Origin of the sequence: Gemmiger sp. An194 (genome assembly GCF_002160145.1) — a bacterium.
Lineage (GTDB): Bacteria > Bacillota > Clostridia > Oscillospirales > Ruminococcaceae > Allofournierella.
The window spans coordinates 127,984-151,282 of the sequence record NZ_NFKA01000001.1 but is presented as its reverse complement, the minus strand read 5'-3'; the positions used below and the strand labels follow the sequence as shown (position 1 = coordinate 151,282).

Below are 23,299 nucleotides of genomic sequence, written 5' to 3'. Positions count from 1 at the left end.
TGTCAATTTTTTATGTCACTTTGATGTTTCTCGGAAAGGAGCTGTTTTTTTGGACGATTTAGACAAAAAGATCCTGATGCTTTTGGAGCAAAATGCCCGTATGCCTGTGAAGGACATCGCCCGCCAGGTGGCCCTCACCAGCCCGGCGGTGTCCAGCCGCATCCGGCGGCTGGAGGAGCAGGGTGTGATCGCGGGATACACAGCCCTGCTGCGGGACCCCCAGCGCCAGACCAGCGTGGACGCGCTGATCAGCGTATCCATCGCACCGGCAGACCGGGACGAATTCCTCACCCTGGCCCGGGCGGATGCTCAGGTGCGCCAGTGCTTCCATGTGACCGGCAGCCACAGCTTTATCGTGAAGGTAAGCTGCGAGGGCATGCCGCAGCTGGAGCAGCTGATCACCCGGTTCCAGCGTATGGGACCCACCAGCACCCAGATCATTCTTTCCACCCCGGTGGAGCGGGGGTCTTTTTTCAGCCCGGCGCAATAATCCGGGGCGCTGTTTCGTATTCCAGTCACAGGGGCAAACTTACGGCTGTTTTGGGCATACTTGCAGCAAAGGGCCGTTTTCTCCCGTCGCCGGCGGGGCTGCCCATTGACAAAGGAGTGTTTTTATGAAACGTTTATTTTCGATTCTTCTGGCCGGTGTTCTGGCCGCCGGTCTGGTGGGCTGCGCCTCCTCCGGCGCGGATTCCGCCGTCAGCCATACCCCCGCAGACTACACCGCCGCCCTGGCGGACAGCCGCACCGAGGAGGATAACAGCAACTACACCATCTTCACCCTGGAGGGTGACAGCTACACCGCCAGCAAGGGCTATGCCGAACATCTGGACTCGGAGGCCATTTCCAGCCAGGGCCAGATGAGTCTGGATGTGCTGGGCCTTGCCGCCGAGGATGTGGAAAGCGCCGCCTACAGCGTGTCGCTGATGAATGTGAAGGCCTACGGCGTGGCCATCGTGAAGCCCGCCGAGGGCAAGACCGACGCGGTGAAGGAGGCCCTCTCCGGCTTCATCGAATCCCAGAAATCCGCCCAGGAAAACTACCTGGCGGACCAGTACGCCATTGCCAAGGCCGCCAAGCTGGAGACCCTGAAAAGCGGCGAGGTGGTTCTGGTGATGTGTGAAAATCAGGACCAGGTGTTCCAGAGCATCGAGACCGCGCTGAAATAATCCAGTAAAAAATGCTCCGGTCCGCGTTCCCCCTTTCGAGGGCGCGGGCCGGAGCATTTTGCTTGCCGCTCAGCCGCTGTTTTTCTGGATGTAGATGCGCAGCGCCTGGATCATCAGCAGCAAAACCTTGATGCTCAGCACCAGCACGGCCACGCCCAGCACCACCAGCGCCAGATTCACCAGCACCATCAGCCAGCTGAAGATCGCGGTGATTCCGAATACACTGCTCATGGCTTGCTTCCCCCTTTCCTTTTTCAAATCGCTGTTTTTCTCATCATACCATAAAGTGCTAAAGAACAAAAGCCCACATTGCCCGCCGGGCAAAAGTTTGTTATAATGGCAGATAGACCAAAACTGATAGAAAGGCGGTTTTCGCCAATGAAAGCCACTGTGGTGATCCCCAACTTGAACGGGGCTGGCTGGCTGCGGGATTCCATCGAATCCGTCTGGGCCCAGACCATGCAGGATTTTGAACTGATCGTGATCGACAACGCCTCCACCGACGAGAGTCTGGAGATCGCCCGCAGCTATGTGGGCCGCAAAAACTATACCCTCATTGAAAACGACCATAACACCGGGTTCTCCTACGCGGTGAACCAGGGTATCCGGGCCGCAAAGGGCGAGTTCGTGGCCCTGTTCAACAACGATGCCTTCGCCGAGCCGGACTGGCTGGAAAACCTGATTCGCGCCGCCGAAGCGGACGAGCGTATCTTCGCGGTGAGCAGCCTGATGATCCGCCACTTCGAGCGGGAGCTGGCGGACGACGCCGGCGACTACGTGACCATTCTGGGCTTTGCCTGCAAGCGGGGCGACGGCATGAAGGCCAGCCGCTACGCAAAGCCCTGCCGGGTGTTCTCTGCCTGCGGCGGCGCGGCGCTCTACCGCAAGAGCATTCTGGACAAGATCGGCCTGTTCGACGAGAACTTCTTCGCCTACTACGAGGACGTGGACATCAGCTGGCGGGCCAACAGCCTGGGCTACAAAAACGTCTACTGCCCCACCGCCAAGTGCTACCACATCTGCGGCGCCACCACCGGTGCGGTGCGCTACAATCCCTTCAAGAGCATCCAGAGCGGGCGCAACAGCATTCTTCTGCCTTATAAGAACATGCCCATCCTGATGTTTATTCTGAACCTTCTGCCCCTGGCGGCGGGTTACCTGCTCAAAGCTGCCATGTTCCGGCTGCGGGGCTTCGGCCCGGCCTACGGTCAGGGCTTCAAGGAGGCTCTGAAGGTGATGGGCAAGCTGGAAAAGCCCAGGTTCCGGCTGAAGAACCTGCCCAACTACATCCTCATCGAGCTCTGGCTGATTGCAGACACCTTCCGCTACATCGTCTACCGGGTGCAGCGGGCATTTCACATTCAATAATCACTTTTCCCCCTGTCATTCAGACGGGGGGATTTTTTTGTCCTGTTTCCGCCTGCCGGAAAAATGCCAAAAATCTTTGTCAAAACCAGTTGACAAAGATCCTTGTCATTGCTATACTGATGATGACAAAGATACTTGTCATTTTGACACAGATACTTTGCAACGCAAAAGGAGGTTGAGCCTATGCCGCTGGGAAACCGGCTCAAGGAGCTGCGCGCGGCCAGGTCGCTGAATCAGCAGCAGCTGGGGCAGCTGGTGGGGGCGTCCCGCCAGACCATCAGCCTGATCGAGCGTGGGGACTACAACCCCTCCATCACGCTGGCGCTGCGCATCGCACAGGTGTTTGAAACGCCTGTGGAAGAGGTATTTTATCTGACGGGGGAGGAAGAACAATGAAACCGAAAGCGGAAAAGAAAAACACCTGGGTCTATGTGAAATTCACACTCATCCTCGTGGTGTGTGGTCTGTTTGGCGCAGGATGCAGCATGTTCATCGGGTCAGGCTTCGACGGTCTTTCCAGACTGAGCGCCACCCTCAGCCAGGGACTTTACGGGGCAGGCGTTCCACTGATGACTTTGGGTCTGCTGCTGTCTGCGGCGGCCACCGCCCTGTATCTGGCGGCGAAAAAACCCATGGCCCGTGCCGATGAGGACGACGAGGCTTATGAGAAGGCCAACCGGCTGCTCTGCCTTGCCTTGATTCTGACCACCCTGGGCTTCCCCTGGTTCATGCTGACCGCAGGGCTGGCCTTCGGGCGGGCCATTCGGTCCGAATCAATCCCGCTTGCCGGCTTCGGGTTTGGTCTGCTGATTCTTCAACTTGTCTGGCTTACCGCGCTGCAGGCCCTGGTGATCGGGGCCACCAAAAAACTCTACCCGGAAAAGCGGGGCAACGTGTTCGACACCAAATTCCACAAAGACTGGTACGCCAGCTGCGACGAGGCTGAGCAGAAGACCATCGGCGATTGCAGCTATTTTACCTTCCAGGTGATGAACATGCTCTACCCTATCGTGATGGTGGTACTGCTCATGGTGGGTTCCGCCTGGTCCATCAACGCCCTGTGGTTCGTGCTGCTGGGCGGGCTGTGGATGATGCAGACCCTTACCTATCAGCTGCGCAATTACTGGCTGCAACATGTAAAACCCAACCGTTGACTTCAAACACGAAAAGGAGGAATCTGTCATGAAAACCAACTGGACCGCCGTGGAAAAACGGCAGCTGATTATCTTCGGACTGGTCGCTTTTGTGCTGCCCTATCTGTTGGGCATCCCCATGGGCCTTGCCTACCACGCAGGCAGCGACGTGAGGGCCTTTCCCTCGGCCCAGATGTTCTACCCTGCCGCCGGCGCTATCCTTGCCATTCTTCTCACCCGCCGGGAGGACAAAACCATCCCCCGCAAATTTTACATCTGTTTCCTGCTGGTGACCGTCCTCATGGCTCTGTGCGCCCTTGCCAGCGCTATTGCCCCCGCCCTGCCCTGGGCGGCGGCAAGCAACGGGGTCATCATGGTGGGCAGCGTGTTGTGCTGGGTCTTTTATTTTCTCGACGGCAAGGCACGCCGCACCGCCTGGGGCATGCGGCTCAACCGCTGGGTGTTTGCGGTGTTCGCGGTGTTTGCGGTTCTCTACTTTGTCCGGATCGTCCTGCTCAGCGGGCTGATGATTTTGGTGGACCCTACTCTGGCAAAAGCAGAATCCACTTCCGTTGACCCGCTCTATTTCACCATCATGCTGGTGAATATGCCGCTGAACTTCCTGCTGGTATACACCGCCTTTTTCGGGGAGGAGTACGGCTGGCGCGGCTTTTTACAGCCTCTGCTGCAAAAGCGGTTCGGCCTGCGGGGCGGCATTGTGGTGCTGGGCGTGGCCTGGGGGCTGTGGCACCTGCCCATCAACATCTTCTTCTACAGCCCGGACACCTGGGGTCTGAGCGTAGTGAACCAGATCGTGCTCTGCATCTGCTACAGCGTCTTCTTCGGCTTTGCCTATATGAAGACCAAAAGCATCTGGGCGCCGGTGCTGATCCACTTCTTTAACAACAACGCCATTACCCTGTTCACCGATCCCAACGCCATCCAGAATCAGGTGTTGGACTGGACCAGCGTGCTGCTGGGCTTTGTGGCGCTGACGGTGCTGTACCTGCCCTTCCTGGCCTCCAAGGTGTTCCGCACCGGCCCGGTGGTGGAGCTGCCCCTCCCCGTAGAGGCACAGCCCGCCATCTCCGAGCAACCTGCCGAACCTGCACAATAAGGCCGTTTTTCTCCGCTGGGGTGCATTGCTACCCCAGCGCTTTTTTGCTATAATAAGGGGAAATTGCGCGAACTGGAGGGGACCGTTTGTGGATGTGATCCTGATCATGTGTCTGGGAGTGCTGGTGGGCAGCCGGTTTTTCCCGAAACAATACAAAAAACTTTGCGAGCGGCTGCAGGTGGTGTGCACTCTGGCGCTGATTTTCTGCATGGGCGTTATGCTGGGGCAGCGGCCGGGCTTTTTGCAGGAGCTGGGCCAGCTGGGGCTGCAAAGCCTGGTGTTCTGCCTGGTGCCGGTGGCCTTTTCTGTGCTTTTTGTCTACCTGCTCACCTGCCGTTTTATGAACGGGCGGGAAAAGCGCAACAAACGGAGGTGACCGGCTTATGGTGATTCTGGCAGTGATCGCCCTGGTGGGCGGCGTTCTTTACGGGCTTTCCGGTCTGGAGCTTCCCCTGCTGACCCTGCTCGCCGGTCACTCGGACCTGGTGCTGTATCTGCTTATGTTTCTGGTGGGCATCAGCATCGGCCTGCACGAGGGCATCTGGGCAAAAATCAAGCAATACCACATCAAGGCATTCCTCATCCCCATCGGCATCATTGCTGGTTCGCTGGTGGGCGGCGCGATGTGTGCTCCGCTGCTGGGCTTTTCGCTGGGGCAAAGCACCATGGTGGCCAGCGGTCTGGGCTGGTACAGCCTGGCCGGTGTGACCGTGGGCAACCTGGCCGGAGCACAGCTGGGCAGCATTGCCTTTCTGAGCAACCTGATGCGGGAGATCTTCTCCTTTTTCGTGATCCCGCCCATCTCCCGCCGCCTGAACTACTACACCTGCATCGCCCCCGCTGCCGCCACCAGTGAGGACACCACCCTCTCGATGATGATCCGCTTCACCGACGAGGAAACGGTGGTGCTTTCGGTGTTCAACGGAGTGGTCTGTTCGGCCGCGGTGCCGCCGCTGATCTCGCTGTGTGCGGCGCTTTTGTGAGCAGTCTCTTTTGCAATTGAAACAAAAAACCGGGCCGGAACGCTGGCAATTGCCCATGCGTTCCGGCCCGGTTTTTGTATGTTCAGTTCTTGTCGCCGCCAAAGCCCAGGGCGGAAAAATCCACCTTCACCGGCACATGATCCGGCGAATAGATCATCTTGCCCCGCCAGACCGATGCGGGCACCGGCTCCACCGGCTCCTGGGGTGCTTCGGTGGGCTCCTGTGGCTCCTGAAGCGCTTCCTGCGGCGGATAGACGCTGCTTTCCGGCGCGGCGGTCCAGGCCTGCTCCGGCTGGGGCTCGTCCACCTGAGGCGCGGGCTGGGGCTGCTCCACAGGAGTCGCTTCCTCCTGCCGATGGAAGGCAACAGCGGACTGCTCCCCCTGTGCCGCCTGCTGCGCCTCAAAGGCTTTGTTCTCCTCCAGTGCGGCCAGCAGCTCCGCTTCGGTGAGCGCCCCCTGATCCGGCTGTTCAAAGCCGTCAAAGATCTGCGGCTGCTGTTCCTGCGGGAAGGCATCCGAAACTTCCGGCTGTGGTTCCGCCTCTTTTGCAGGCAGGGGCAGCTCCTGCGCCACCCGCTCCATGGCCGAGCAATCCGCCGGGAGGTCGGTCATGCTGTGGCCGTAGTGAGCAAACAGCACCTGTCCGTCTTCGTTCAGCACCAGAGTAAGAGGCAGCTGATTCAACTCGTTTTTGGCCGGGGAATACCCCTCCTGGCGAGCCTGCTTGATGATGCGCATGCCCTCCAGCGAATAGCAGCGCAGCATGCCGCGCTTCTGGGGAATCTGGAAGTAATCGTACAGCACGCCCTCCGCATCGCAGATCAGCTCAAAGGGCAGCGAGCCCCTGGGCGCGGCCTTGGCAATGGCCTCGGGCCGGGAGCGTACCACGCAGGCCAAACGGACACTGCGCAGCGCGTAGATGGTCTCCAGATACTGGGTGATAAAATGCCGGGTGATGGGGTGCCCGAAGTTGGGCAGGAACACCAGCACCACCGGCTTGTCCCCCTGCAAAAAGCCGTAGAAGCTTTTCTGCGGTTCGTAAGGGGTATCGTAGGAAAACGCCGGAATTTTATCACCGGCCTTTAAACGCTTGGCCATGCAAGTCATACTCCTTCAACATCCGGCACAACCGCCGGTGTAAAATCACAAAAGGCGCAGCAGCGCCTGTGCGCTGCCGCTTTAAACCATTGTAGCACAACCGCCCCGGCTCCTGCAATGGCAGGCTCTGGCAGCTGCCTGTAAAACTTTTGTGTGCGCCGGGATTCACACAGCGCCGCAAAACAAAAGATGTGCTATAATAAAAACAACAATTCCAGCCCATTGAGCAAGCTGTTGAAGGAGGAATTCTCATGCATGAAGCAGTGATTTTAAACACCGAGCGCCGCATCCAGCGCACTATGGAGGCCCTGCGCGCCAACAACATGGAGGCCTACTATGTGAAGACCGCCGCCGAGGTACGCCCCTTTGTGGAGCAGATGATCCCCGAGGGCGCCGTGGTTTCCAACGGCGGCAGCGTGAGCCTGGCCGAGACCGGCGTGATGGACCTGCTGGCCAGCGGCCGTTATCAGTATCTGGACCGAAGCAAGGTGACCGGCGAGGAGCTGGACGCGCTGTTCCGCCAGGTGTTCAGCGCCGACTGGTATCTGGCCAGCACCAACTCGGTGACCGAGGCCGGTGAGCTGTACAACGTGGACGGCACCGCCAACCGGGTAGCCGCCATGACCTTCGGCCCCAAGAACGTGCTGCTGGTGGTGGGCTGCAACAAGATCGTGAAGGACATCCACGCCGCCGCCCGCCGGGTAAAGGAGATCGCCGCCCCCGCCAACACCGACCGGCTGAACTGCAAGACCCCCTGCGCCGTGACCGGCACCTGCGCCGACTGCCACAGCCCGGCCCGCATCTGCTGCACCACCACCATCCACCGCTACCAGCGGATTCCCGGCCGCATCAAGGTGCTGCTGGTGGGTGAACCTCTGGGCTTCTGATCCGGCTTTTCCGCCGCAAAAAATCGCCGCCCCGCTGCTTTGTGCTGGGGCGGCGATTTTTTATTTCTTGTTAACAGTCTTCCGGGCAGGCCTGCGCAGATAACCCGCCTGGATGGTCAGCTCCGGGCGGCGCACCTTGCGCAGCAGCTCATCCTTTTCCGCCTCGCGGCCGGGCTCAAAATCGAATTCCCGGTATTCGGCGCGGGGGTTGGTACCCGCACGGCTGCCATAGATGTGGCTCGCGCCGTGGTAATCGCCCTTTCCCATGGGGGCTTTCCTCCTTTTGCTGCGGGACACAAAAAAGCTCCCGGTTCTTTGAAAGGACCGGGAGCGCTTTTGTTTTCAAATAGCCCCGCCTTGCCGTCTGCAGCCAATCAAAACCTACCGGATGGCAGGTGGGTGCCCTGTGGCCACTTTTCCACTCCCTTCTTCCGTGCTCCCCTTGAGGGGCGGGAGGTCTGCGGTCCGGTAGTCAACTCCGGGCTCCCTGAATTTGATTAGTAGGATTATTTAAAGCTGCAACAAATCGCACAAGGCAGGATGCTAAGCGTGTTTGGGCGGCAGGCTTACTGCTCGATGTCGAAGAATTCGCGCAGGCGCTTCTCGAACAGGTTGCTCACCTCGTAAAGCTCCTCGTCGTCTTCCACGATATCCAGGTATTCGCCCTCCGCGTCCTGGCCGACCTTCATCAGGATCAGGTCCAGCTCGGCGTCCTCCAGCTCTTCCTCGTTCTCCACGTAGGGAACCAGTGCCATGTAGTGAACGCCCTTGTGGTCGGCTGCGTCGATCACCTCAAAGGTGTGCTCTTTGCCTTCCTCGTCCTCCAGGGTCACCAGGTCGGGGGTGTAATCTTCTTCCTGCTCGGTGACAGGGGTGTTGTTCTCAGCCATGTTTGCTCTCCTTTTTCGGGCGGGCCCTCGGGCCTCGCCTGTGTGATCTGCTAGATAAAGTTTACCTTTTTTTGCTGCCTGCGTCAATAGAAAAACGCAACAAAACCCGCTGTGAAAGTTTTATAAAATACTTGGAGCAGCTGGTTTTTATTTTTCCCGGCTTTGTGGTATAATATGTATTATTTCTATCAAAAAATTACAGGAGGGCATCTTCCTTGCGCAGATTCATTGCTTTGGCAGCGGCCGTCGTTCTGGCCGCCGGCCTGCTCACAGGCTGCGGCGGCGGAGTTGTGGGCAGCTCCATCAAACGCCCCCAGGTGGAAAGCGAGGAGCTTCAGTTCCAGACCCCCGCCGAGGGCGACCCCATTGCCATCTTCAACACCAGCGCCGGTGAGGTGCGGGCCGTGCTGTATCCGGACCAGGCCCCCATGGCGGTGGAGAACTTCACCCGTCTGGCCCAGGAGGGCTACTACAACGGCACCAGCTTCCACCGGATCGTTTCCGGCTTTGTGGTGCAGGGCGGCGATGCCTCCGGCAGCGGCACCACCGGCTCCACCATCTGGAACAACAACCCCTACCCCAAGGAGATCTCGGACCAGCTGCACCACTATTCCGGCGCACTGTGCGCCGCCTTCAGCCCGGATGAGAATGTCTCCGGCCTGAGCCAGTTCTACTTTGTGCAGTCGCTGCCCGAAAAGCTGGACGACAGCCTGCGCACCCAGATGGAACAGGCGGGCGTGCGCACCGAGGTGATCGAGGCCTACGATGCGGCGGGCGGCCTGCCCTATCTGGACTACACCGACACCGTGTTCGGCCAGGTCTACGAGGGCATGGATGTGGTGGACGCCCTGGCCCAGAGCGAGGTGGACGAGCACGGCAAGCCTGTGGAGGACGTGCTGCTCAACAGCGTGACCATCAGCACCTACGGCGCGGCGGACCCGGCTCCCGCCAGCGGCAGCGAAGGGGCTTCCTCCTCCGCTTCCCAGACCTCCAGCGCGGCACAGAGCACCAGTCAGACCGAATAAATTCATTCCGAGCGCACGCAGCACCGTGCGCTCTTTTTGTTTCCCCAGGGTCTTTCCGTCGATTTTGTGGGAAAACTGTGATATAATATCCCCCAAAGGCTTTTTCGTTTGCCTTTTTCCCTTTTTCATGCAGGAGGCTTATTATTATGGAAATGAAGAAGGTACGCAAAGCCCGCAACAAACTGGGCCGTGGGCTGTTGTCCCGCAGCTTTTTCTTCGCGGTCTTGCTGCTGCTGCAGATTACTCTGGTGGTTGGCATCGCCGTTGGGCTGGGCAGATTTTTCCCGTATTTTTATCTGTTTCTGATGCTGCTCAGCGCCCTGGCTGTGCTCACACTGCTGGATAAGGACAAGGTCAACCCGGTCTATAAAATCATGTGGCTGATCATGATTCTGGTCATGCCGCCCACCGGTACCCTGTTCTACCTGTTCTGGGGCCACCGGAACACCGGCAACCGCCACGCCAAGCGGCTGGAATCCATCACCGAGCGGGGAACCCGATCGCTGCCTCAGGACCCGGAGCCCATGCGCCGCCTGCAGGTGAAGGACAAAAACCTGGCCCGCAGTGCCACCTATCTGTCCCAGTGCGCAGGCGCTCCCCTTTATGGCGATACCCAGAGCGAATATTACGCCTGGGGCCAGGATTTCTTTCCCCGCTTTCTGGAGGAACTGAAGGGCGCCAAGCACTTCATCTTCATGGAGTATTTCATCATCAAGCCCGGCTACATGTGGGACACGACTCTGGAAATTCTCACCCAGAAGGCCGCCGAGGGTGTGGATGTGCGCCTTTTGTTCGACGCCTTCGGCTGCATGTTCACCCTGCCGGAAAACTACGATGAATTCTTGCGGCGCAAGGGCATCAAGTGCTATCCCTTTGCACCGCCCCGGCTGTCCGGCCGGATCTCGGACTACACCATGCTCAACCACCGGGACCACCGGAAGATCACCGTGATCGACGGCAACGTGGGCTTCACCGGCGGGCTGAACTTTTCCGACGAATACATCAATCGAAAAAAGCGCTTCGGCATGTGGAAGGACACCGGCCTGATGCTCAAGGGCAGCGGCGTGCAATCGCTGACCGCACTGTTTCTGGAAATGTGGGACTTCACCACCGGCAGCGTGAGTGACCCGAAGGACTACGCCCCCACCCTGCGCTACACCGCCCGGGGCTTTGTGCAGTCCTACGGCGACAGCCCGCTGGACGAAGAGAATGTGGCCGAAAACGCCTACTTTAACGTGCTGCAGCAGGCCACCAACTACGTGTATATCGCCACCCCCTATCTGGTGGTGGACAACGAGATGATCACCACCCTGACCCTGATTGCCAAAAGCGGTGTGGATGTGCGGATCATCACCCCCGGCATTCCGGACAAATGGTATGTGTACTGGGTGACCCAGAGCTACTACCGGGTGCTGCTGGAGGCGGGCGTGCGCATCTTTGAATACACCCCCGGCTTCATCCACGCCAAGATGTATGTGTCGGATGACAAAACCGCCATCGTGGGCAGCGCCAACATGGACTACCGCAGCCTGTATCTGCATTTCGAAAACTGTTGTGCCTTCTACGGCGGGCAGATGGTGCAGGATGTGCGGGCCGACCTGGAGGAGTGCATGAGCGTGAGCAACGAGGTATTCCTGGAGGACACCTATAAAACACCCCTGCCCAAGCGGGTGGCGCAGCTGATCCTGCGCCTGTTCGCGCCGCTGCTGTAACAAGAAAAAGCGAGGTTATTGCATGAGAATCGTTGTGATTGACGGCCAGGGCGGAGGCTTCGGCCGCGCCCTGATTGAAAAGCTGCGTGCTGGCGGCTACGCCGGCGAAATTCTGGCGGTGGGCACCAATGCCGCCGCCACCGGTGCCATGATGAAGGCAGGCGCCACCGCGGGCGCCACCGGAGAGAACGCAGTGATCGTGAACGCCCGCCGGGCGGATGTGATTGCCGGACCCATGGGCATCGTGATGGCCAACAGCATGATGGGCGAATGCAGCCCTGCCATGGCGCTGGCCGTGGCGGACTCCTCCGCCCGCAAGGTACTGATCCCGGTGAGCAAGTGCGGAGTGCAGATCGGCGGCCTGCCCGAGCTGCCCCTGGCTGAATACATTGCGGACGCCGCCCGCCGGATTTTAAGTCTGGCATAATTTTGTTGCCGTGGCAACATGATTTTTCCGTTCCGCCGCATATACTAGAGTCACGGACCAAACGGTCCCTCTCAAAAAATTCATTTCTTTCCAAATAGAGCGAAAAGGAGTATTCATTATGAACCGTTTTGTATGTGACGTGTGCGGCTGGGTTTACGACGAGGCTGAGGGCTACGAGGACGGCGGCATCGCCCCCGGCACCCTGTGGGCCGATGTTCCCGAGGATTTCGAGTGCCCCCTGTGCGGCGTTGGCAAGGACCAGTTCAGCCAGGAGTAATTCCCCAATCCCCCATAAGCAAGCAAAAGGCCCGCGCCTGGAATTGTCCAGGCGCGGGCTTTTTTCGTTTTTCTTTATTCAAGGCCGGCCAACCAGATCCGGTTTTCCCGGTGATCGTCGCACACCTTGCGCAGTTTGGCCGTAACGGCCAGCTCCGGCAGCTTGCCGAGGCTTCTGGCTTTTACAGGGCACACTGCCACGCAGCGCATACAGGTGATGCACACCTTGCTGTCGGTCCTGTTTGGCTTCCCGGCAGGAATTGCCTCCACCGGGCACTGGTCGGCACAGCGGCCGCATTCCACACATTTTCTATTCGCCTTCGGGTGGAACGGTACCCCGCCAAATTCCCGGTAGGGTCGATTGCCCGGCAGCTCCAGCCCCGGTTCCTGCCCCGGCAGAAGATTCTGGGCCAGCTCCACTGCCTGCTTTCCCAGCGCCGCAGCCTGGGAAAGGTCCGCCCCATTCGGGCGCTCCGCTGCGATCCGGGTGGCCATGGAATGCCGGGCCACAAATTCCCCGGCCGCTATGGGCCGGTAGCCTGCCCGCTCTGCCAGATCATACAGCTCAGCCAGCGTATCCTCGCTGGCGCGCGCGCCGTAAACGCTCAGCAGCACCGCCGGGCCACAGCCCTTCAGCTGCTCCATCCTCTTTGCCACCGGCGCGGGCACCCGCCCACCGAAAGACGGAACAGCCAGAATGGTCAGGGTCCGCTCGTCCGGCTGAAAGGGTGCTTTTGCCCGCTGCGGGGTGCAATCCCATTCCTCCATCGGCAGGCCGGTCCCTTTTGCCGCTGCCTGCCCCACCGTCCGGGTGGTTCCCGCGGCGGAAAAATAAATCAGCTGTACTCTCTCAATCTTCACCGGCTTCTTCTCCTCATTCCTGCCCGCCGGCCTGCTCGGCGAAGGCCAGCCGCTTTTGTACATACACCTTGCTGGCATAGGCCTGCACCGCGCCCCGCAGCAGGGTGATGGCCGCCGGGTCCTGCTCATTGCGGATCTGGGTGGGGGCTGCCTGCCCCAGGAACACCGCCCGCAGTGCGCTCTCCAGCTCCTCACAGAAGCAGTCGTAGGCCTGCTCCACCGGGCAGTGGTCCATCTGGGCGCGGATCATGCTGCCGATCTCCGGGATGCTGAACACCTGCTTGAGAGCGCAGATGGTGACCAGATAGGCCATGTGGGCCCGGTCGTATTTTTTGTTCACCGGCGGGCTCATCACCCGCTGCTTCACGTAATTGTTCACCATCGCCTTGGTCAGAGTGATCTGCTGCTCCTGGGGGGCGATGGGGGCAAAAATCTCGTTGATATAGCCGGTGACCTGATCCATATACAGCGCGATGCCCGGCAGCTCGGCCCAGCGGGGGCAATGGAAGCCCAGGACCTCTTGGGAAAGGCTGCTGTTCTCAAAGCCCTGTTTCATTGGTGTCACGCTCCGTTTCCTGTTGCAGTTTTCGCTGGTTTCTATCATAGCACAAAAGGGCTTTTGCTTCAATTTTTTCCGGGGATTTGCTATAATATAAGCCGGTATCAATGTGCAAAAACGGCCTTGCTGAGGCCGGTGGGAGGCGGTAACATGAATCTGCGGCGCAAAGAGGCGCTGACCAACATTGCCGAGGGGCTGTTCCCCTACAGCGAGACCTTTCTGATGTGGATGATCTGCTCCGGGCTGATGGGCCTTGCGGGCGGCGCGGTGGGTGCGGTGTTCTACCACATGGTAAGCTGGGCCAACCGGGTACGGGCGGCCCACCCGGAGCTGCTGTGGCTGCTGCCGGTGGGCGGCCTGGCCATTGTGGCGGTGTATCAGCTGTGCGGCATGAGCACCGAGCGGGGCACCAACCAGGTGATCGAGAGCGCCCGCAACGGCAAGCGCGCGCCGCTGCGCATGACCCCGCTGATCATCTTCGCCACCTTCATCACCCATCTTCTGGGCGGCAGTGCCGGGCGTGAGGGCGCGGCCCTGCAGATCGGCGGCAGCATGGGCGGCTGGCTTGGGGAAAAGCTGCGGCTCAACCAGCCCAGCCAGCATTTCATGGTGCTGTGCGGCATGAGTGCGGTGTTCAGCGCCCTGTTCGGCACCCCGCTCACCGCCACCATCTTCAGCATTGAGGTGATCAGCGTGGGCGTGGTCTACCACGCAGCGCTGCTGCCCTGCACCATGTCCAGCCTGGTGGCCTACGGCGTTTCCCGGGCGCTGGGGGCGGTGCCGGAGCAGTTTGTGATCCACAAGGCCAGCGGCCTTGGCTGGGGCAACTCCTGGCGGGTGGTGATTCTGGGCGTGGGCTGCGCGCTGGTGGGCATGCTGCTGTGCATTGTGATGCACACTGCAAGCCATCTGTACCAGACCTGGCTGCCCAATCAATACCTGCGCATTCTGGCAGGCTCGGCGCTGATCATCGGCTGCACTCTGCTGCTGGGCACACGGGATTACAACGGCGCAGGCATGCAGGTGATCGAGCAGGCCATCACCGAGGGCGTGCTGGCCCATCCGCTGGCCTTTTTGTTTAAACTGCTGCTCACCGCCCTCACCCTGGGCTGCGGCTTCCGGGGCGGCGAGATCGTGCCCACCTTCTTTGTGGGCTCCACCTTCGGCTGCCTGGTGGGGCCGCTGCTGGGGCTGGACCCGGGCCTGGCGGCGGCGGTTGCACTGGTGGCCACCTTCTGCGCCGTGACCAACTGCCCCTTCGCCAGCATCGTGCTGGGTGTGGAGCTGTTCGGAGCCGAGTCCATGCTGCTGTTCGCGCTGGCCTGTGCGGTGAGCTACCTGCTCAGCGGCCAGTACAGCCTTTACTCCGGCCAGCAGATCATGTATTCCAAAATCAACAACGAAAAGGTGGACAAGCCCGCCCACTGATTCCAAAATGAAAACAGCACCGGCAACGCATCTGCCGGTGCTGTTTTTTATGTTTATACGGTGGCCTTCTGACCGGCCTCCAGGGCCTTCAGCGCGGCCTCGATGCAGGTCTGCACATACTCCTCCCCCAGGCCGGTGTCCAGCGTCAGGTGGTAGTTTTGCCCAGACCCCACACCCGCCGGGTGTAGTACTGGTAGTTGGTGGCCCGCCGCCGGTCCTCCTGGGCGATGCGGGTCTTTGCCGCCGTCTCGTCCAGCTGCTCCCGCTCCGCTTCGCTCACCCCCGCAAAGGCCTGCTCCTCCAGCTCCTCGAAGGCCTGCCGGACCCGCAGCGCCATCGAATGGCCCTGCCCGGTGAGGTAGACCGCAAAGCTGCGCCGGTCCCCCTGCTGGGTGCGGCGCTCCACCAGCGCCTTCTCCTCCATCCGGTTCAGCACCGAGGTGAGGGAGGCGGGCTCGATGTGGCAGGCGCGGGCGATCTCGGCCTGGTTGGCCCCGTCGTGGTCCTGCAGATAGTCCAGCACCTTGGGCTGGCCCAGGGTCAGGCCGGTATCCTTCAGTTTTGCCAGCAGCTGCCGGTGCACCATGGACTGATTGGCTAAAGGCAGATAGTGAAAGCTGTGTTCCATTGTGGCGATCCCTTTCCTGTTTTCGGCGTTCCAATTCATTAGAATTCTAATAATTAGCAAGCTAACTTTTGCATTATAGGCGTTTTTGCCCCGCTCTTTTAAGGGCAGAATGCTCGGAAAAGGCCAAAAAAGAGCCCTGTGCAGCGCACAGAGCTCTTTTCCAAATCCATATCGATCAGTTGGAAGGGCCGTTTTGGGGCAGGCGCAGGGTGAACACCACCCGGTCGTCGGCGCTGGCGGCGGCGATGGTGCCCCCGTGCTGCTCCACGATCTGCCTGGCGATGGCCAGGCCCAGCCCGGCATTGCCGCTGGCGCTGGCCCGGGATTCGTCCGCCCGGAAGAACTTTTCGAAGATGCGGGCCAGCTTTTCCGGCGGGATGGTCCGGCCCTGATTCACGAACTGCAGCACCACCGTCTCCCCCTCCAGCCTGCCCTGCACCCGCAGGGTGGTGCCGGGGTCGCTGTAGCTCACCGCGTTGCGCAGCAGGTTATCAAACACCCGGGCCAGCTTTGCCGGATCGCAGCGGACCGGCAGCTCATCCGGCAGGTCCGCCTGGCAGTCCAGCCGCTTTGCCGCCAGCTCCGGCGCGAACTCGCTGACCATCTGGCGCAGCATCAGCGACAGGTCCACCCGGGAAAGCTCCAGCTCCAGATGGCTCAGGCTGAACCGGGTGATCTCGAAGAACTCGTTCACCAGCTCCTCCAGCCGCAGGGCCTTTTCCAGCGCGATGCCGGTGTAGCGGGCCCGGGTGGCCGGGCTGATGTCCGGCTCATCCACCAGCAGGTTCAGATAGCCGATCACGCTGGTGAGCGGGGTTTTCAGATCGTGGGCCAGATAGACGATCAGGTCATTTTTCCGCTGCTCCTCCTGACGAAGGGCCGCAGCGGCCCGCAGCCCCTGCTCCCGGGCCTGGTTCAGCTGATCCTGCACGGTTTTCAGCTGGGGCCGCAGTCGGATGGGGTCCTCCCCCGGGCGGGCCAGACGGCCGGCGGCCTCGGTCACCTCATCCAGATAGCGCAGCGGCTTGCAGAAGACCCAGCCGGTGATGAGCACCGTGCCCACCCCGAGCCACAATACGGCCAGAACGGGCAGGAGCAGCTTTATGATCTCTTTAACCAGAAACACCCACCAGTAGCGGCCCAGATCCAGCTGAAAATACACAAAGTAAGCCCCGTTGAGCAGCAGCCAGCTTGCACCCCAGAACGCTGCCAGCATCACCGCCAGCTGCAGGGTGAAGCGCAGCGCGGTGCGCCGGTGGGCCCAGTTTTTACGCAGTTCACTCAATGGTATACCCCACTCCCCAGACAGTTTTGATGAATTTCGGCTGACGACTCTTTTCGTGCATCTTCTCCCGCAGCCGGGCGATGTGGGTCATCACGGTGTTGTTGCCATCGATGTACTTTTCGCCCCACACCTCCCGGAACAGCTGCTCGCTGGGCACCACCTGCCCCCGGTGGCTGCACAGATACCACAGAATCGAAAACTCCAGCGGCGTGAGGGCCAGCTCCTCCCCGTACAGGGTACACTTGTGGGTGACCTCGCTGATGCACAGACCGTTGAACTCGTATTCCCCGCTCTTTTCCGGCTGGGCGGACTGGTTGTACTGGGTATACCGGCGCAGCTGGGTTTTGACCCGGGCCAGCAGCTCCAGCGGGTTAAATGGCTTGGTGATGTAGTCGTCCGCTCCCAGCATCAGGCCCTGGATCTTATCCAGATCCTCCACCCGGGCGGTGAGCATCAGGATGGGCCACAGGTGCTTTTTTCGGATGCGGCGGCACAGCTCAAAGCCGCTCAGGTCCGGCAGCATCACATCCAGAATGGCCAGGTCCACCGGCTTCTCCGCCACGCATTCCAGCGCCTGGGCCGCGTTCTCGCATTTGTACACCGTGTAGCCCTCGTTGCTCAGATAGACCTCCACCAGGTCCGCAATGGCGGCCTCGTCATCCACCAGCAGGATCTTCGCACTCATTCCTGCCCGTCCCCCTTTTTCCTTCATTGTTTCGCCTTTTATGATACGGCAAACCTCCATCCGGCGCAAGCGCCCGCAAAAAAACGCCCTGCTCCGGTATTATCCTACCAGAACAGGGCGCGGATGTGCTTTTCTTTTTGCTTGCGGAAATCTTACGATTTTCTCACGAAGCCCCCGGCCTTCAGGCCTCCTCCGGGTGATGCTTGCGCCAGGCCAGAAAGCTTTCCAGAATGACCGCGGCGCTCACCGAGTCCAGGATCTCCTTGCGCTTTTTGCCGAAGGTGCCCACCTCGCTTAGCTGGGCGGCGGCGGTGACGGTGGTGCGGCGCTCGTCGCAGAAGCGCACCGGCAGCTGGCCGTCCCGTTCCAGAATCGCCGCCATCTTGCGGGTCTTCTGGGCGCGGGAGCCCTCGGTGCCGTCCATGTTGCGGGGCAGGCCCACCACGATCATCTCGGCCTTCTGGGCACGGGCGGCTTCCAGAATGGCGGCGGCCGCCTTGTTCATGCTCTTTTCCTCGATCTGAGGCAGAGGGGTGGCCAGCAGCTCGCTGGCATCGCTGATGGCAAGGCCGGTGCGGGCATCGCCGTAGTCCACAGCTAGGATCTTCATGGCTCTTCCTTTCCTTGTTCAAAAGAAGCCCCAACTCCTCAAAGGCAGCACCGCATCATTCCGGGCGGTGCTGCCCAACAAAAAGTCGGGGCTTCTCGGTCATTTCAGTTCCGCGGGATCAATACAGCTTGGCACCCGCGGGGATGTGCTCGTCCACCATCAGTAGATGCAGCTTTTCTTCGCCCTCCTCGGTATGAATCGCGGAGAGCAGCATGCCGCAGGATTCGATGCCCATCATGGGACGGGGAGGCAGGTTGGTGATGGCAATCAGGGTCTTGCCCACCAGCTCCTCGGGCTCGTAGTAGGCATGGATTCCGCTCAGAATCGTGCGATCCGTGCCGGTACCGTCGTCCAGAGTGAAGTTCAGCAGCTTCTTGGACTTCTTCACGGCCTCACAGGCCTTCACCTTCACGGCGCGGAAGTCGGACTTGGAGAAGGTCTCGAAGTCCACCATATCGGCAAACAGAGGCTCGATCTCCACCTTGGAGAAGTCGATGGGCTCGGCCACGGAAGCGGCAGGCTCAGCCACAGCAGCAGCGGGCTGGGCCTTGACGGCGGCCTTCTCCTGCTTCTTGGGCGCATCCAGCGGCTTCATGGTGGGGAACAGGATGACCTCACGGATGGTGTCGGAGCCGGTGAGCATCATAACGCAGCGGTCGATGCCCATGCCCATGCCGCCCGTGGGAGGCATGCCGTACTCCAGAGCGGTGAGGAAGTCCTCGTCCATCATCTCGGTCTCGTCGTCGCCCCGGTCGCGCAGCTCCAGCTGCTTCTCGAAGCGGGCGCGCTGGTCGATGGGATCGTTCAGCTCGGAGTAGGCGTTGGCCAGCTCGCTGTGGCAGATGAACAGCTCGAAGCGCTCGGTCAGGCGGGGATCTTCGGGGCTGCGCTTGGTCAGCGGGGAGACCTCCACCGGGTACATGGTGATGAAGGTGGGCTGGATCAGCTGCTCCTCCACCTTCTGGTCGAAGCAGGCGTACAGGGCGTTGCCCCAGGTCTTGTCGGCGGTGTCGGCCAGCTCCACGCCAATGGCCTTGGCAGCAGCCACAGCCTCGGCGTCATCGGTGATGGCGCCGAAGTCCACGCCGGTGTACTCCTTCACGGCGTCCACCATGGTCAGGCGGCGCCAGCCGGGGGTCAGGTCGATGTCCTCGCCCTGCCACTTCACCTGGTAGCTGCCCAGGATCTCCTTGGCGGCGCCGGACAGGATGCCCTCGGCGATGTCCATCATGTCGTGGAAGTCGGCGTAGGCCTGGTACAGCTCCACGGTGGTGAACTCGGGGTTGTGCTTGGGGTCCATGCCCTCGTTGCGGAAGATACGGCCGATCTCATACACCCGGTCGATGCCGCCCACGATCAGCCGCTTCAGGGGCAGCTCGGTGGCGATGCGCATGTACATGTCCAGATCCAGGGTGTTGTGATGGGTGATGAAGGGGCGGGCAGCCGCGCCGCCGGCGATGGTGTTCAGCACCGGGGTCTCCACTTCCATGTAGTTGCGCTGATCCAGGTAGGAGCGCATGAAGCGGATGAAACGGGAACGGATCTCGAAGGTGCGGCGCACCTCGGGATTCATGATCAGGTCCACATAACGCTGGCGGTAGCGCAGCTCCTGGTCCTTCAGGCCGTGGAACTTCTCGGGCAGGGGCAGCAGGCTCTTGGCCAGCAGCACCACATCGGTGCAGCGGATGCTGATCTCGCCCATCTTGGTGCGGAACACCTGGCCCTTGATGCCGATCACATCACCGATGTCGAACTTCTTGAAGCCGGCGTACTCCTCTTCACCGATCACATCGCGGCGAATGTACAGCTGGATGTTGCCGGAGGCGTCGCGCAGGTCGGCAAAGCTGGCCTTGCCCATCACGCGCTTGCTCATCATGCGGCCGGCCATGCACACGGTGCGGTCGGTCTCTTCCTCAGCGGCCAGATAGTCGTATTCCTTTTTGATGTCCGCGGCGAAAGCGTCCTGCGGATATTTGGTTTTTTGGAAGGGGTCGTTGCCCGCTTCCTGCAGGGCTTTCAGCTTGTCGCGGCGCACAGCGACCAGCTCGTTGTAAGCCTTTTCGCTGAGCTCCTGATCCTGCTGGGGGTTGGGGTTCTTGTTTTCGTTCAGCTCCATGCTATTCCCTCCAAAAAACGCGCCGGTTGGCGCGGATATGATAGTTTGGCCCGCATACGGCGGGCATACTGCCTTATTATAGCACAAAAAGAGGCGCCGTGGCACCTCTTTTTGCGGAAAACGATCTTCTTTTTTTGCGATTTTTGCCGATTACATGGCAGCGCGGCTGATCTCCAGGATCTTGAAATCGATGGTGCCGCCGTTGGGCAGGGTCACGGTCACGGTCTGGCCGACCTTCTGGCCCATCAGAGCAGCGCCCACGGGGCTCTCGTCGCTGATCTTGCCGTTCAGGGGGTCCGCCTCGGTGGAGCCGGTGATGTCGTACTCCTCAACCTCGCCGTCCTCGTCCTCGATCTTCACGTGGGTGCCCACGGAAACGGTGTCCAGGTTCAGCTCGTCGTTATCGATCACGCGGGCGTTCTTCAGCATGGCCTCCAACTGGGCGATGCGGCTCTCGATGAAGGCCTGCTCGTTCTTGGCCTCGTCGTACTCGCTGTTCTCGGACAGGTCGCCGAAGCCGCGGGCCACCTTGATCTTCTCCGCAACGTCCTTGCGGCGGACGGTCTTCAGTTCCTCCAGCTCGTCCTCCAGGGCCTTCAGGCCGGCGACGGTCACAATAACTTCTTTTACATTGCTCATGGTTCTGTTTACTCCTTAATCTGTGGGAAGCCGCGGCCGTCAAATGCCCTGCCGGACCTGTGGTACCGGCGGTGCCCAAGGGGGGTATGCTTGTTCACAACTCACAATGGACCGCGCTTTGCTTCCATTTAATTTTGATAGTATAACGAGTTCTGGGCCATTTGTCAACCGAACCCCCTTTTTTTGGCTGAATAACCAAAAATCCCTCTTGCTTTTTGGCAAACGGAACGGGGCCCGCGGAAAGGGAGTTGTCCCTTCCGCGGGTCCCGTTTTCAATCCATTGTTATGCCGATGCCGGAGAAATTATTCCTCGTCGTCGGTATTGCCGCGCAGCTTCTTGGCCTCCTCAATGACCTTGCCCTCCAGGTTGGTGGGCAGAGGCTCGTAGCGGGCAAACTCCAGGGTGAAGTGGCCGCGGCCCTGGGTCAGCTGACGCATGAAGGTGGTGAAGTCCTGCATCTCGGCCATGGGCACTTCCGCCTCCACGACCTGCAGGCCGTCCTCGTCCGGGTTCATGCCCAGAACACGGCCGCGCCGCTTGGTCACATCGCCCATCACGTCTCCGGTGTTGTCGGCGGGAACATGGGCCTTCAGGGTGCCCACAGGCTCCAGGATCATGGGGCCGGCCTCGGGCAGAGCGGCCTTATAAGCCAGCTTGGCGGCCATGATGAAGGCCATTTCGCTGGAGTCCACCGGATGATAGCTGCCGTCCAGCAGGGTGGCCTTCAGGCCAACCACCGGGTAGCCCGCCAGCACGCCGTGCTCGGCTGCCTGGCGCAGGCCCTTTTCCACCGCGGGGAAGTAGTTCTTGGGCACGCTGCCGCCGAATACCTTCTCCTCGAAGACCAGCTCCTCGCTGTCGCAGGGCTCGAACTCGATCCACACATCACCGAACTGGCCGTGACCGCCGGTCTGCTTCTTGTGACGGCCCTGGGCCTTGCACTTCTTGCGCACGGACTCACGGTAGCCCACTCTAGGCACGGTGAGCTCCACATCCACGCCGAATTTTGCTTTCAGCTTGGCGACCACCACGTCCAGATGCTGCTCGCCCAGGCCGCTGATGATCTGCTGGCCGGTCTCGGTGTCCACACGGTAGGTCAGGGTGGGGTCCTCTTCCATCAGGCGGGCCAGAGCCGCGCCGATCTTGCCCTCGTCGCCCTTCTTGGCCACACGGATGGCCATGGACAAAGTGGGCGTGGGGAATGCGGGGGCGGGCAGCTTGACCACACGGCCGGCCTCGCACAGGGTATCGCCGGTCTGGGCGGCGGGCAGCTTGGTCACTGCGCCGATGTCGCCCGCGCCGATCACAGTGGTATCAGTCTGCTTTTTGCCCTTCACATAGAGCAGCTTGCCCATGCGCTCGGCTTCGCCGGTGCGGGCGTTTACCAGGGCGCTGTCGCTCTTCAGGGTGCCGCTGACCACCTTCACGTAGGACAGCTTGCCCACAAAGGGATCGGCCACGGTCTTGAACACGTAGGCAGCCAGGGGGCCGGCCTCATCGCAGGCGACCTCCACCGGCTCACCGGCGGCATCCTCGGCCAGAACAGCGGGTGCGTCCGCCGGGCTGGGCAGCAGGACCTTCAGGTTGTACAGCAGCATGTCCAGACCCTGCTGGTTCACGGCACTGCCGCAGAACACAGGGGTGATGGCGCCACTGCGGCAGCCCTTGGCCAGGCCGTTCACGATCTCCTCGGTGGTGAAGGGCTCGCCGGAGAAGAACTTCTCCATCAGCTCGTCGTCGGTCTCGGCCACGGCCTCGCTCATGGCGGCGACCAGGCCCTCCAGACGGTGGCCCATCTCGGGCAGCTCCACCTGCACCTGCTTGCCGCTCTCATACTTGAAGGCCTTCTGACTGAACAGGTTCACATACAGAATGGTGCCGTCGTCCTGCCGCACAGGCACCACGCAGGGGCAGATGCTGGGGCCGAACTTGGTCTTCAGATTTTCCAGAATCTTATAGTAGTTGGCGTTTTCCAGATCGGTCTTGTTCACGAAGATCATCTTGCTCTTGCCGTGCTTCTCGGCCAGATGGAACGCCTTTTCCGCGCCAACGGTCACACCCGAACGGGCTGACACAGTGATCAGCACGCTCTCTGCAGCCTGAATGCCCTCGTACATGCCCAGCTCAAAATCAAACAGGCCGGGGGCGTCGATGAAATTCAGCTTCACACCGTCGTACTCCACGGGGGCAACGGCCGCCGCCAGGCTGGCGTGGCGCTTCTGCTCCTCGGGATCAAAGTCGCACACGGTGTTGCCGTCCTGCACGGTACCGGCGCGCTGCATCTCAGGATCGGTGCTGAACAGCAGTGCTTCGATCAGGGTGGTCTTGCCGCAGCCGGCGTGACCGGCTACCAGGATGTTTCGGATGTCTTTGTTGGCGTAATTCATAAGTTAATACCCTC

The 23,299-nt window shown here is 60.6% G+C and carries 27 protein-coding genes and 1 other RNA gene; 14 read left to right on the top strand and 14 right to left on the bottom strand.

Translation table 11 applies throughout. The features are described from left to right. Nucleotides 1-49: 49 nt before the first annotated feature. Nucleotides 50-490: an Lrp/AsnC family transcriptional regulator gene (locus tag B5F28_RS00695; RefSeq protein WP_087292057.1), complete on the top strand. Its 441-nt coding sequence runs from the start codon at nucleotides 50-52 to the stop codon at nucleotides 488-490. 124 nt (nucleotides 491-614) lie between these two features. After that, nucleotides 615-1,169: a DUF4358 domain-containing protein gene (locus B5F28_RS00690; RefSeq protein ID WP_087292054.1), complete on the top strand. Its 555-nt coding sequence runs from the start codon at nucleotides 615-617 to the stop codon at nucleotides 1,167-1,169. Between the two features lie 69 nt (nucleotides 1,170-1,238). Here the strand turns inward: B5F28_RS00690 and B5F28_RS14635 are convergent, their stop codons facing one another. Next, nucleotides 1,239-1,400, bottom strand: a complete 162-nt coding sequence (locus tag B5F28_RS14635; protein WP_158097469.1) for a hypothetical protein — start codon at nucleotides 1,398-1,400, stop codon at nucleotides 1,239-1,241. Between the two features lie 147 nt (nucleotides 1,401-1,547). On the opposite strand from B5F28_RS14635, the gene B5F28_RS00685 reads away from it, so the two are divergent. From B5F28_RS00685 to B5F28_RS00660, 6 genes are all read left to right on the top strand, one after another. Continuing rightward, the gene (locus B5F28_RS00685) at nucleotides 1,548-2,537 is read left to right on the top strand and encodes a glycosyltransferase family 2 protein (protein ID WP_087292051.1); all 990 of its coding nucleotides are present in this window, start codon (nucleotides 1,548-1,550) and stop codon (nucleotides 2,535-2,537) included. 183 nt (nucleotides 2,538-2,720) lie between these two features. Further along, on the top strand, nucleotides 2,721-2,933 hold the full coding sequence (locus tag B5F28_RS00680) for a helix-turn-helix transcriptional regulator (RefSeq protein WP_087292048.1): 213 nt from the start codon (nucleotides 2,721-2,723) through the stop codon (nucleotides 2,931-2,933). Then, nucleotides 2,930-3,691 (top strand): DUF3169 family protein, encoded by a 762-nt coding sequence (locus tag B5F28_RS00675; protein ID WP_087292045.1) that lies wholly within the window; start codon nucleotides 2,930-2,932, stop codon nucleotides 3,689-3,691. Before B5F28_RS00680 ends, B5F28_RS00675 begins: the two co-directional genes overlap by 4 nt. A 28-nt stretch (nucleotides 3,692-3,719) precedes the next feature. Then, a complete protein-coding gene (locus tag B5F28_RS00670; RefSeq protein WP_087292041.1) occupies nucleotides 3,720-4,787 on the top strand; it encodes a CPBP family intramembrane glutamic endopeptidase in 1,068 nt (355 codons plus the stop codon). A gap of 88 nt (nucleotides 4,788-4,875) precedes the next feature. After that, nucleotides 4,876-5,163, top strand: coding sequence for a hypothetical protein (locus B5F28_RS00665; RefSeq protein ID WP_087180738.1), 288 nt, complete (start codon nucleotides 4,876-4,878; stop codon nucleotides 5,161-5,163). A gap of 7 nt (nucleotides 5,164-5,170) precedes the next feature. Continuing rightward, a complete protein-coding gene (locus B5F28_RS00660) occupies nucleotides 5,171-5,770 on the top strand; it encodes a LysO family transporter (RefSeq protein WP_087292037.1) in 600 nt (199 codons plus the stop codon). Between the two features lie 82 nt (nucleotides 5,771-5,852). On the opposite strand, the gene B5F28_RS00655 is transcribed toward B5F28_RS00660, so the two are convergent. Continuing rightward, nucleotides 5,853-6,869, bottom strand: coding sequence for a thioredoxin domain-containing protein (locus tag B5F28_RS00655; protein WP_158097468.1), 1,017 nt, complete (start codon nucleotides 6,867-6,869; stop codon nucleotides 5,853-5,855). Between the two features lie 251 nt (nucleotides 6,870-7,120). Between B5F28_RS00655 and B5F28_RS00650 the strand changes: the two genes are divergently transcribed. Continuing rightward, a complete protein-coding gene (locus tag B5F28_RS00650; protein ID WP_087292030.1) occupies nucleotides 7,121-7,756 on the top strand; it encodes a lactate utilization protein in 636 nt (211 codons plus the stop codon). A 60-nt stretch (nucleotides 7,757-7,816) separates the two neighbouring features. Here B5F28_RS00650 and B5F28_RS00645 read toward each other — a convergent pair whose 3' ends face one another. From B5F28_RS00645 to B5F28_RS00635, 3 genes are all read right to left on the bottom strand, one after another. After that, nucleotides 7,817-8,023 (bottom strand): hypothetical protein, encoded by a 207-nt coding sequence (locus tag B5F28_RS00645; RefSeq protein ID WP_087292028.1) that lies wholly within the window; start codon nucleotides 8,021-8,023, stop codon nucleotides 7,817-7,819. A 78-nt stretch (nucleotides 8,024-8,101) separates the two neighbouring features. Next, nucleotides 8,102-8,301: non-coding RNA, 6S RNA (gene ssrS / locus B5F28_RS00640), on the bottom strand. A gap of 21 nt (nucleotides 8,302-8,322) precedes the next feature. Then, the gene (locus B5F28_RS00635; protein ID WP_087292025.1) at nucleotides 8,323-8,646 is read right to left on the bottom strand and encodes a DUF1292 domain-containing protein; all 324 of its coding nucleotides are present in this window, start codon (nucleotides 8,644-8,646) and stop codon (nucleotides 8,323-8,325) included. A gap of 215 nt (nucleotides 8,647-8,861) precedes the next feature. On the opposite strand from B5F28_RS00635, the gene B5F28_RS00630 reads away from it, so the two are divergent. The 4 genes from B5F28_RS00630 to B5F28_RS00615 all read left to right on the top strand — a co-directional run bounded on the left by B5F28_RS00630 (nucleotide 8,862) and on the right by B5F28_RS00615 (nucleotide 12,087). Then, nucleotides 8,862-9,671: a peptidylprolyl isomerase gene (locus B5F28_RS00630; protein WP_087292022.1), complete on the top strand. Its 810-nt coding sequence runs from the start codon at nucleotides 8,862-8,864 to the stop codon at nucleotides 9,669-9,671. 146 nt (nucleotides 9,672-9,817) lie between these two features. Further along, complete coding sequence (cls, locus tag B5F28_RS00625; protein WP_247643364.1) at nucleotides 9,818-11,383, top strand: cardiolipin synthase; 1,566 nt, start codon at nucleotides 9,818-9,820, stop codon at nucleotides 11,381-11,383. A 22-nt stretch (nucleotides 11,384-11,405) separates the two neighbouring features. Then, nucleotides 11,406-11,810 (top strand): DUF3842 family protein, encoded by a 405-nt coding sequence (locus B5F28_RS00620; protein ID WP_087292018.1) that lies wholly within the window; start codon nucleotides 11,406-11,408, stop codon nucleotides 11,808-11,810. A 118-nt stretch (nucleotides 11,811-11,928) separates the two neighbouring features. Continuing rightward, nucleotides 11,929-12,087, top strand: a complete 159-nt coding sequence (locus B5F28_RS00615; protein ID WP_087180730.1) for a rubredoxin — start codon at nucleotides 11,929-11,931, stop codon at nucleotides 12,085-12,087. Nucleotides 12,088-12,161: 74 nt separating this feature from the next. Here the strand turns inward: B5F28_RS00615 and B5F28_RS00610 are convergent, their stop codons facing one another. Together B5F28_RS00610 and B5F28_RS00605 are read right to left on the bottom strand one after the other, a co-directional pair. Continuing rightward, nucleotides 12,162-12,947 (bottom strand): 4Fe-4S binding protein, encoded by a 786-nt coding sequence (locus B5F28_RS00610; RefSeq protein ID WP_087292015.1) that lies wholly within the window; start codon nucleotides 12,945-12,947, stop codon nucleotides 12,162-12,164. Between the two features lie 13 nt (nucleotides 12,948-12,960). Next, nucleotides 12,961-13,503, bottom strand: a complete 543-nt coding sequence (locus B5F28_RS00605) for a DUF1836 domain-containing protein (protein WP_158097467.1) — start codon at nucleotides 13,501-13,503, stop codon at nucleotides 12,961-12,963. A gap of 153 nt (nucleotides 13,504-13,656) precedes the next feature. Here B5F28_RS00605 and B5F28_RS00600 point away from each other — a divergent pair, with 153 nt between their 5' ends. After that, nucleotides 13,657-14,934, top strand: a complete 1,278-nt coding sequence (locus tag B5F28_RS00600) for a chloride channel protein (RefSeq protein WP_087292010.1) — start codon at nucleotides 13,657-13,659, stop codon at nucleotides 14,932-14,934. 145 nt (nucleotides 14,935-15,079) lie between these two features. Here the strand turns inward: B5F28_RS00600 and B5F28_RS00595 are convergent, their stop codons facing one another. The 7 genes from B5F28_RS00595 to fusA form a co-directional block, all read right to left on the bottom strand. Then, a complete protein-coding gene (locus tag B5F28_RS00595; protein WP_087292007.1) occupies nucleotides 15,080-15,562 on the bottom strand; it encodes a MarR family winged helix-turn-helix transcriptional regulator in 483 nt (160 codons plus the stop codon). 175 nt (nucleotides 15,563-15,737) lie between these two features. After that, on the bottom strand, nucleotides 15,738-16,847 hold the full coding sequence (locus B5F28_RS00590) for a sensor histidine kinase (protein WP_247643363.1): 1,110 nt from the start codon (nucleotides 16,845-16,847) through the stop codon (nucleotides 15,738-15,740). Continuing rightward, complete coding sequence (gene vanR, locus B5F28_RS00585; RefSeq protein WP_087292004.1) at nucleotides 16,840-17,532, bottom strand: VanR-ABDEGLN family response regulator transcription factor; 693 nt, start codon at nucleotides 17,530-17,532, stop codon at nucleotides 16,840-16,842. The genes B5F28_RS00590 and vanR overlap by 8 nt, the downstream gene beginning before the upstream one ends. A 181-nt stretch (nucleotides 17,533-17,713) precedes the next feature. Continuing rightward, a complete protein-coding gene (ruvX, locus tag B5F28_RS00580) occupies nucleotides 17,714-18,142 on the bottom strand; it encodes a Holliday junction resolvase RuvX (protein ID WP_058963683.1) in 429 nt (142 codons plus the stop codon). Nucleotides 18,143-18,260: 118 nt separating this feature from the next. Further along, nucleotides 18,261-20,258, bottom strand: a complete 1,998-nt coding sequence (lysS, locus tag B5F28_RS00575) for a lysine--tRNA ligase (RefSeq protein ID WP_087292002.1) — start codon at nucleotides 20,256-20,258, stop codon at nucleotides 18,261-18,263. Nucleotides 20,259-20,408: 150 nt separating this feature from the next. Next, entirely contained in the window at nucleotides 20,409-20,897 is a 489-nt protein-coding gene (greA, locus tag B5F28_RS00570; RefSeq protein WP_087291998.1) for a transcription elongation factor GreA, read from the bottom strand. A 303-nt stretch (nucleotides 20,898-21,200) separates the two neighbouring features. Beyond that, entirely contained in the window at nucleotides 21,201-23,285 is a 2,085-nt protein-coding gene (gene fusA / locus B5F28_RS00565) for an elongation factor G (RefSeq protein WP_087291995.1), read from the bottom strand. Between the last annotated feature and the right edge of the window lie 14 nt (nucleotides 23,286-23,299).

Excerpts from the sequence above, each read along its gene's own strand:
- B5F28_RS00690 (WP_087292054.1), top strand. The coding sequence starts at position 615 with ATGAAACGTTTATTTTCGATTCTTCTGGCCGGTGTTCTGGCCGCCGGT.
- B5F28_RS14635 (WP_158097469.1), bottom strand. The coding sequence starts at position 1,400 with ATGAGCAGTGTATTCGGAATCACCGCGATCTTCAGCTGGCTGATGGTG.
- B5F28_RS00685 (WP_087292051.1), top strand. The coding sequence starts at position 1,548 with ATGAAAGCCACTGTGGTGATCCCCAACTTGAACGGGGCTGGCTGGCTG.
- B5F28_RS00680 (WP_087292048.1), top strand. The coding sequence starts at position 2,721 with ATGCCGCTGGGAAACCGGCTCAAGGAGCTGCGCGCGGCCAGGTCGCTG.
- B5F28_RS00675 (WP_087292045.1), top strand. The coding sequence starts at position 2,930 with ATGAAACCGAAAGCGGAAAAGAAAAACACCTGGGTCTATGTGAAATTC.
- B5F28_RS00670 (WP_087292041.1), top strand. The coding sequence starts at position 3,720 with ATGAAAACCAACTGGACCGCCGTGGAAAAACGGCAGCTGATTATCTTC.
- B5F28_RS00660 (WP_087292037.1), top strand. The coding sequence starts at position 5,171 with ATGGTGATTCTGGCAGTGATCGCCCTGGTGGGCGGCGTTCTTTACGGG.
- B5F28_RS00655 (WP_158097468.1), bottom strand. The coding sequence starts at position 6,869 with ATGGCCAAGCGTTTAAAGGCCGGTGATAAAATTCCGGCGTTTTCCTAC.
- B5F28_RS00650 (WP_087292030.1), top strand. The coding sequence starts at position 7,121 with ATGCATGAAGCAGTGATTTTAAACACCGAGCGCCGCATCCAGCGCACT.
- B5F28_RS00645 (WP_087292028.1), bottom strand. The coding sequence starts at position 8,023 with ATGGGAAAGGGCGATTACCACGGCGCGAGCCACATCTATGGCAGCCGT.
- B5F28_RS00635 (WP_087292025.1), bottom strand. The coding sequence starts at position 8,646 with ATGGCTGAGAACAACACCCCTGTCACCGAGCAGGAAGAAGATTACACC.
- cls (WP_247643364.1), top strand. The coding sequence starts at position 9,818 with ATGGAAATGAAGAAGGTACGCAAAGCCCGCAACAAACTGGGCCGTGGG.
- B5F28_RS00620 (WP_087292018.1), top strand. The coding sequence starts at position 11,406 with ATGAGAATCGTTGTGATTGACGGCCAGGGCGGAGGCTTCGGCCGCGCC.
- B5F28_RS00615 (WP_087180730.1), top strand. The coding sequence starts at position 11,929 with ATGAACCGTTTTGTATGTGACGTGTGCGGCTGGGTTTACGACGAGGCT.
- B5F28_RS00605 (WP_158097467.1), bottom strand. The coding sequence starts at position 13,503 with ATGAAACAGGGCTTTGAGAACAGCAGCCTTTCCCAAGAGGTCCTGGGC.
- B5F28_RS00600 (WP_087292010.1), top strand. The coding sequence starts at position 13,657 with ATGAATCTGCGGCGCAAAGAGGCGCTGACCAACATTGCCGAGGGGCTG.
- B5F28_RS00595 (WP_087292007.1), bottom strand. The coding sequence starts at position 15,562 with ATGGAACACAGCTTTCACTATCTGCCTTTAGCCAATCAGTCCATGGTG.
- vanR (WP_087292004.1), bottom strand. The coding sequence starts at position 17,532 with ATGAGTGCGAAGATCCTGCTGGTGGATGACGAGGCCGCCATTGCGGAC.
- ruvX (WP_058963683.1), bottom strand. The coding sequence starts at position 18,142 with ATGAAGATCCTAGCTGTGGACTACGGCGATGCCCGCACCGGCCTTGCC.
- lysS (WP_087292002.1), bottom strand. The coding sequence starts at position 20,258 with ATGGAGCTGAACGAAAACAAGAACCCCAACCCCCAGCAGGATCAGGAG.
- greA (WP_087291998.1), bottom strand. The coding sequence starts at position 20,897 with ATGAGCAATGTAAAAGAAGTTATTGTGACCGTCGCCGGCCTGAAGGCC.
- fusA (WP_087291995.1), bottom strand. The coding sequence starts at position 23,285 with ATGAATTACGCCAACAAAGACATCCGAAACATCCTGGTAGCCGGTCAC.